7 protein-coding genes are annotated in these 6,178 nt (G+C 68.5%); 2 read left to right on the plus strand and 5 right to left on the minus strand.

The genetic code is table 11. The features are described from left to right. Window positions 1–146, minus strand: a 146-nt coding sequence (locus tag VGZ32_RS25395; protein ID WP_326888721.1) for a biotin carboxylase N-terminal domain-containing protein, incomplete at its 3' end; no start/stop codon positions are given. A 234-nt stretch (window positions 147–380) separates the two neighbouring features. Between VGZ32_RS25395 and VGZ32_RS25400 the strand changes: the two genes are divergently transcribed. Together VGZ32_RS25400 and VGZ32_RS25405 are read left to right on the plus strand one after the other, a co-directional pair. After that, window positions 381–1,076, plus strand: a complete 696-nt coding sequence (locus VGZ32_RS25400; protein WP_326888715.1) for a rhomboid family intramembrane serine protease — start codon at window positions 381–383, stop codon at window positions 1,074–1,076. A 38-nt stretch (window positions 1,077–1,114) separates the two neighbouring features. After that, window positions 1,115–3,037: a hypothetical protein gene (locus VGZ32_RS25405; RefSeq protein WP_326888716.1), complete on the plus strand. Its 1,923-nt coding sequence runs from the start codon at window positions 1,115–1,117 to the stop codon at window positions 3,035–3,037. Between the two features lie 21 nt (window positions 3,038–3,058). On the opposite strand, the gene VGZ32_RS25410 is transcribed toward VGZ32_RS25405, so the two are convergent. From VGZ32_RS25410 to VGZ32_RS25425, 4 genes are all read right to left on the minus strand, one after another. Further along, the gene (locus tag VGZ32_RS25410; RefSeq protein WP_326888717.1) at window positions 3,059–4,294 is read right to left on the minus strand and encodes a YncE family protein; all 1,236 of its coding nucleotides are present in this window, start codon (window positions 4,292–4,294) and stop codon (window positions 3,059–3,061) included. Next, window positions 4,291–5,139: a polysaccharide deacetylase family protein gene (locus VGZ32_RS25415; RefSeq protein WP_326888718.1), complete on the minus strand. Its 849-nt coding sequence runs from the start codon at window positions 5,137–5,139 to the stop codon at window positions 4,291–4,293. The genes VGZ32_RS25410 and VGZ32_RS25415 overlap by 4 nt, the downstream gene beginning before the upstream one ends. Window positions 5,140–5,202: 63 nt before the next feature. Then, window positions 5,203–5,853 (minus strand): nucleoside triphosphate pyrophosphatase, encoded by a 651-nt coding sequence (locus tag VGZ32_RS25420; RefSeq protein WP_326888719.1) that lies wholly within the window; start codon window positions 5,851–5,853, stop codon window positions 5,203–5,205. A gap of 82 nt (window positions 5,854–5,935) precedes the next feature. Beyond that, window positions 5,936–6,178, minus strand: a 243-nt coding sequence (locus VGZ32_RS25425; RefSeq protein WP_326888720.1) for an acyl-CoA carboxylase subunit epsilon, incomplete at its 5' end; no start/stop codon positions are given.

The raw sequence follows: 6,178 nt of genomic DNA on the forward strand, positions 1-6,178 counted from the left end.
GCGAACGCCTCATCCGCCGCCCGCACATGCACCGCATCCCGATCCGACTCCGCATACACCGCCACACTGCCCACCCCCGCATCCCGGCACGCCCGCGCCACCCGCACCGCGATCTCACCCCGATTAGCAATCAAAACCTTACGCACGGCACAGGCTCCTTGTTCCGGTTCCGGGAAGTCCTCATGAGTGTAGGCAGCGCCGCTAAGCCCTCGCTCGCGGGAGCACTGCTCGAAGGTGCCACCACGACTTGTATGCGGCCCACAACCATTCCACCGCGTCCGTGCGTCTCCTTGAAAGGATGCGGACGCTATGGTTCACATCACATACACGTACACCGCGCGTCGCCAGCGCCCGGACACGCCAGGGAGGGGGCAACCAGAGTGTCCATACCGTCGTTACCGCAGCTGCCGGACGGACCGCCGACCGCCAAAACGATCGTCAAGACCCGTGGTCTGGCCGCCCTCGGCGAACTCCGGCTCGCGACCGAGGCCACCGCTGTCCTCATCGGCCTGATCTGGCTGATCCAGGGGATCAACGCACTCGACAGTTACCGCCTCGACGGCGAGTTCGGGCTTGAGGGCCGCACCCTCTCGTCGCTCCCGCACATCCTGACGATGCCCTTCCTGCACCTGAACATGGCGCATATCGAGGGCAACACACCGCCGCTCGCCTTGCTGACCTTCCTCGCCGTTTTGGGTGGTTTCCGGCAGTTCCTGTCCGCCGTCGCGGTCATCATCGTGGTGGGCGGCTTCGGCACGTGGCTGATCACCTCGCCGAACACCATGGTCGTAGGCGCGAGCGGCCTCATCTTTGGCTTGATCGGATATCTGGTCGCGCGTGGCCTGTTCGCCCGATCCGTGTGGCAGGCGGTGTGGCAGATCGCGGTCGGTGCGGCAGTATTCATCTATTACAAGTGGACACTTGTGCTGCTGTATCCCAGCGGGGTAGTCAACGCGATGCACATTTCTTGGCAAGGGCATCTGTGTGGACTGCTCGCCGGGATCCTCGCCGCCTTCCTCGGTTGGCGGCGGACGCGAAGGCGGGCCGATGCTGCAGACCCCGTCTTCCGTAGCTAGCGCCGCCCCGACCCGAACGATCCGGAGTGCCCCAAGTCGTGCCGACCGACCCTCGTAGATCCATAGCCCAGCGCGCCCGCGCGTCGGCGCCGTCCGCGCTTCGCTCGCCTGCGGCGCGCGCCCTCGCGGCGATCGGCGGCGCCGCCTGCGCGCTCACTGTGTTCGCTCTGCCGTCGGCCGCGCATGCGGCGGGTACGACCCAGCCGGACCGGATCATCAAGCACTCGTTCACGTTCAATCCGACGCCGAGCTTCAGCCTCATCTTCCCGAGCGTCCCCAGCACGTTCGTGCCCTCGACTCCGGTCGGCGGACAGTCGTCCGCGGACAACGGGCACCACAAGCCGTCGCACTCTCCGACCGCGACCTCGGACGGTGGCGTGTCCGGGTATGTCTCGACGTTCTCACCCGTGGCCCTTGTCAGCACTCCGAACGCAGCGAGTTCGGTGGCGTGCGTCCCGAGCGGCCAGCCGGTGACGGCGCCGGGCCGCGGTGATCTCGACCTGCCGGGCGTCGGCGGTACCTCGACGGACCCCGGACACGCCGGTGCGCTGACGGTCTCCGGCGTCGGACCGAATTCGATGCTGCCGCCGCAGATCGACTCGGCCGACCTGACCGAACTGCGCATCACCCGAACCGTCGACGCCGCGTCGGGGAACCTGACCATGGTGGCAAGCTCCGGCTACCGCTTCGGCTGCGCGTACCTTGAGATCGGTCCAGGAACGGGATTCAGCAGCGCAGAGTACGCGCTGGCTGCCGCCGGACTCGTCGCAGATGACCGAGTCGGCAACACGGAGATCCTTACCGTCACTTACTCGTCGATCCAGTGGGCGTACACGGTTCCGGGCTCCACGACCGTGCACACCGGATCTGGACTCATCAACGCGCGCCCCGACAAGGTCTCCGCCAACCTGGCCACGGACTCACGACTGATCGCGGAGTGGACGATCGGTCTGACGGCAATCGTCGCCCTGGGACTCATCGTGCTGTACATAGCCGGGCGCCACCGCCATCGGACGAGGTACCGGAGCCGTTACTACCGCCGGATATCGGCGCGGTCCAGAGCGGTGGAATACCAGCCATATCAGCCGTTCCCACCGGTTGAGCAGAATCCGCAGGACGTGACGCCTTACCAGGTCCCGGCGGAGCAGCAGCCCGAGCTGGTCGGGCAGGTCGGGCTGGTCGAACCGGTCGCGAGTTCGGAACCGGAGCCGGAGAAAGACCCGACGGCGGATGCGGTCGTCGCTGCCGTGCCGGAGACCGAACGCGAGCCGGAGCCTGAGGCCGAGGCTGAGCCAGATGCCGCCGAAGCCGAGCCAGAAGCCGAGGTGGCACCAGAGGCGGAGCAAGAGCCGGAGCTGGAAGCCGAATCGGAAGCGGAGCCGGAGCCTGAAGCAGAACCGGAATCCGCGACGGCGCTTGAGCTGGCGCAGGAGGCAGAAGCGGAAGGCGAGCTCAGCTCCGACGCAGAGCCGGAAACGGACGCTGAGCCCACGGACGAGCTGGACACCGAGCCGGAGCAAAAGCAGGAGCCCGAGCCCGCGCCCACAACTGAAGTGGAGCCCGCACCGTCCGAGCCGGAACCGGAGGCCGAACTCGAGCCCGCGGCCGAGGCGGAATCTGCTCCCGTCGCCGAAGCGGAAGCGGCACCCGAGCCGGAGCCCGAACCTGTGTCCGCAGCCGAGCCGGAGTCCGCGCCCGCTGCGGAAGCCGAACCCGCAACGACACCCGAGCCCGAACTAGCCCCGGAAGCCGAGCCGGAACCGGAGGTCGAGGCCGCACCAGCACCTGCCGCCCTTGAGCCGGAGGTCGAGGCCGCACCCGCACCTGTCGCGGTCCTCGCGCCGGAGCCCGAGGCAGTGTCTGAAGTTGAACCGGTGCCCGCTCCAGTAGACGACGAGGGCCAGGAGGCTCCGAGCGCCGCCCAGGAACCTCCTAGAGTCGCGAGTTCCTCGAAGACCTGACCCTGCGTTCGGATTATCCGATTACCTGAACACTCCGGTATGCCCTAGGGAGTACCGGCCCGGCTGCGGGAACACGCATAGGCCGTGCGGGCCCTGGCCCACCTTGATCCGGGCGATAAGGTGCCCGTCGTCGGTCGAGATCGCGTACACCTCGGCGTCATACCGTCCCGACAACCACAGGACCTTTCCGTCCGCGGACACGCCGCCCATGTCGGGGCTCGCCTTGCCTGGGATTTTCCACGCCTCGACGACCTTCCCGGTGGCGAAGTCGAGCACCGAGATCGAGCCTTCGCCGCGATTCGAGACGTACAGCTGCTTGGAATCCCGGCTGACGTACAGGCCGTGCGCGCCGAGGCCGGTCGGGATGAAGCCGGTCACCCTGAACGCGTCGCCGTCGAGCGTCCACAGCCCGTTCATGACCATATCGGCGACGTACCATACCGAGCCGTCCGGCGCGATCTTCACGTCCTGCGGCATGGACCCCGTCTTCAGCTGGATCACGCCGAGCAGCTGGTGCGACACCGTGTCGACCTTGAGCAGCTGCCCGGAAAACTCGCAGGACGCGATGAAGTACGAGCCGTCCGGTGCGAAATCGGCGTGGTTCACCCCGGCGCACGGCACGTGCAGCACATCCTGGATTGCCATCGTGTGCGGGTCGCGGAAGACGATCTGCCGGTCCGCCTCGGCCATCACCATCGCCGACTTGCCGTCCGGCGTGAAGTACAGGTTGTACGGGTCGTGCACCGGGATCGCCTTGCCGAACGCGCCCGTGCGCGGGTCGATCGGAGTCAGCGAGTTGCCGAGGTCGTTGTTGACCCACAAGGTCTGCAGATCCCACCCGGGCACGACGTGCTGCGGCTGCTCGCCGACCGGAACGGTGCGCACGACCTTGTAGGTCGCCGGGTCGATGATGGTGACCGTGTTCGACTGCGTGTTCGGCACGTACACGTACGACGGCATGCCCTTGACCGCGTCGGACATCTCGTTCGGGCGATCCGCGAAGTAGAGGTCCGACGGGTTGTACTCCGGCATCCCGGCGATCCCGGACCGCAGCTGCATGCTCGGTGACGCCCCGGACGCGGCTGTGTGCGGCACGGTGACCGCCGCGTTGCCCTGAGCCGGACTGCCTACTGTGCTCGCCTGCGCGCCGTTGTCGGCGGGTGAGGAGAACACTGCATAGGCGGTTACCGGAATCCCGATGACGAGGATCGCCGCCGCGACGCCGAACGTGACCCGACGGCGGGTGAACGTATTCACCGGTCTGCTACCTCCGAGGCGGTGATCGGGGCGGGGAAGAGCTCCGAGGCGGTGACCGCGCGCAGGCCACGGGTGCGCAGCCCGTCCAGGATTTCGGGGAGCGCCTGGATCGTGCCTTGATGTCCCAGATGCATCGAGACCACGTCCCCGCCGCGCACCGCCGACAGCACGTTGTGCACCACCACGCTGGCGCCAGGGTCGGTGTAGTCGAGTGAGTCGAGGTCGTACGCCAGCACCGTCGGATAGCCGGCACGCACGGCAGCGGCGAGCACGATGCTGTTGGCGTGCTGGGTCTGCGAAGGACGGAACCAACGGCCACGGGAGCCGGTCAGCCGTTGCAGGCGCGCGGCGCAGTTCTCGACCTCGGCGTACGCGGCGTCTGGGGAGAGGGCGTCGATGTCGATGTGGCGCTCAGTGTGGTTGCCGAGCTCGTGACCGCCGTCCATGATCCGCTTGGCCATCTGCGGGTTCGCGCCGAGCCAGCGGCCGACGGCCAGAACCGTCAGGCGGGCTCCCGCGCGTTCGGCCTCGGCGAGCAGCGCGGTGGCCATCGCGGGCGGTCCGTCGCCGTGGAAGGTGAGGGCGACCGCGTCGCGAACGGTGAGAGCCTGGTCGATCTCGGCGGGCGCTGGGGCGGCAACGGCCGCGGATGTGGCACCCGGTGAGGCGGGGAGCGCGGCGGTACCTAAGGCACCGGCTTTTCCAGCGGTCGTCGAATGCGGATCGCCGCCCCCGCCGGACGAGCACCCGCCCGCTGCAGACGCGAGCGCGCACGCGCCAAAGACTGCGCGCAGCGTGGCCCGGCGGGACCAGGCGTCGGCTCCACGCTCGTCCCGGACTGTCACGGGTGCCAGCGTATGTGACTGACCGTCATGGGAGAGTGACGCGCTACGGCCGAACGAGTGAATTCAGTCGTTAGAGGGATCGGCCCACAGATCGCTCACCGCGAGTCCCAGATCGGCCAGCAGTCGGCGCAGTAGCGGCAGCGACAGTCCGATGACGTTGGACGGGTCGCCCACGATCGCGTCGACGAAAGAGCCGCCGATACCGTCCAAAGTGAAAGCGCCGGCGACGTACAGCGGCTCGCCGGTCGCCACATATGCCTCGATCTCGGCGTCCGAGAGGTCAGCGAAGCGCACCGTCGTGCGCGCGACGTCCGACACTTCCCGGACCTGCGCGGCGCCTGCGTCTGTGTCGATCACGCAGTGGCCGGTCACCAGGACCCCTTCGCGGCCCCGCATGACCTTCCAGCGCGTGATCGCATCCTGCTGGTCGGCGGGTTTGCCGTACGCGACGCCGTCGAGATCGAGCACGGAATCGCAGCCGATCACGAGGGTGCGCTGCGCTGCAGCGCCGTCTTGCGCGTCCGGGCGGCGCAACCGCTCGGCGACGGTGCGCGCCTTGGCCTGGGCCAGCACGAGCGCGAGGCCGGCCGGGTCGGACTGCTCGAACGCGTTCTCGTCGACGCCGCTGACGATCGGCTCCGGGGCGAATCCTGCATGGCGCAGCAGGGCGAGGCGCGCGGGCGATTGGGAGGCGAGCACGAGTCTCAAGGTCACGCGGCCGATCCTATGCGCAGCAGGAGCAGCCGCGCGCAGCCCGATTCAGGGTATTGATGGTCGAGCGTCCGGTGCCCGGACGTCACCGCGGCAGCGCCGACGCGCGCCAGCCGTCTGACGAGTGCGACAGCCGCTTGCGCACGTAGCGCGAGCGTTCCGTCCACCCGGACACGGGAGCGGAGGCGGCGCGCCGACCCGACTCGGTCGCCGAGGCGGCGCGCCCTGCGAGCACCGCGACGAGCGCTGCGACCTCCTCCGGCGTGGGCTGCCCGCGCTCGACCGACATCGTCGCGACAGGCGCGGAATCCGTGCCACCGCCGGCGTC

It is taken from the genome of Actinocrinis sp. (assembly GCF_035938995.1).
GTDB lineage: Bacteria > Actinomycetota > Actinomycetes > Streptomycetales > Catenulisporaceae > DASZGI01.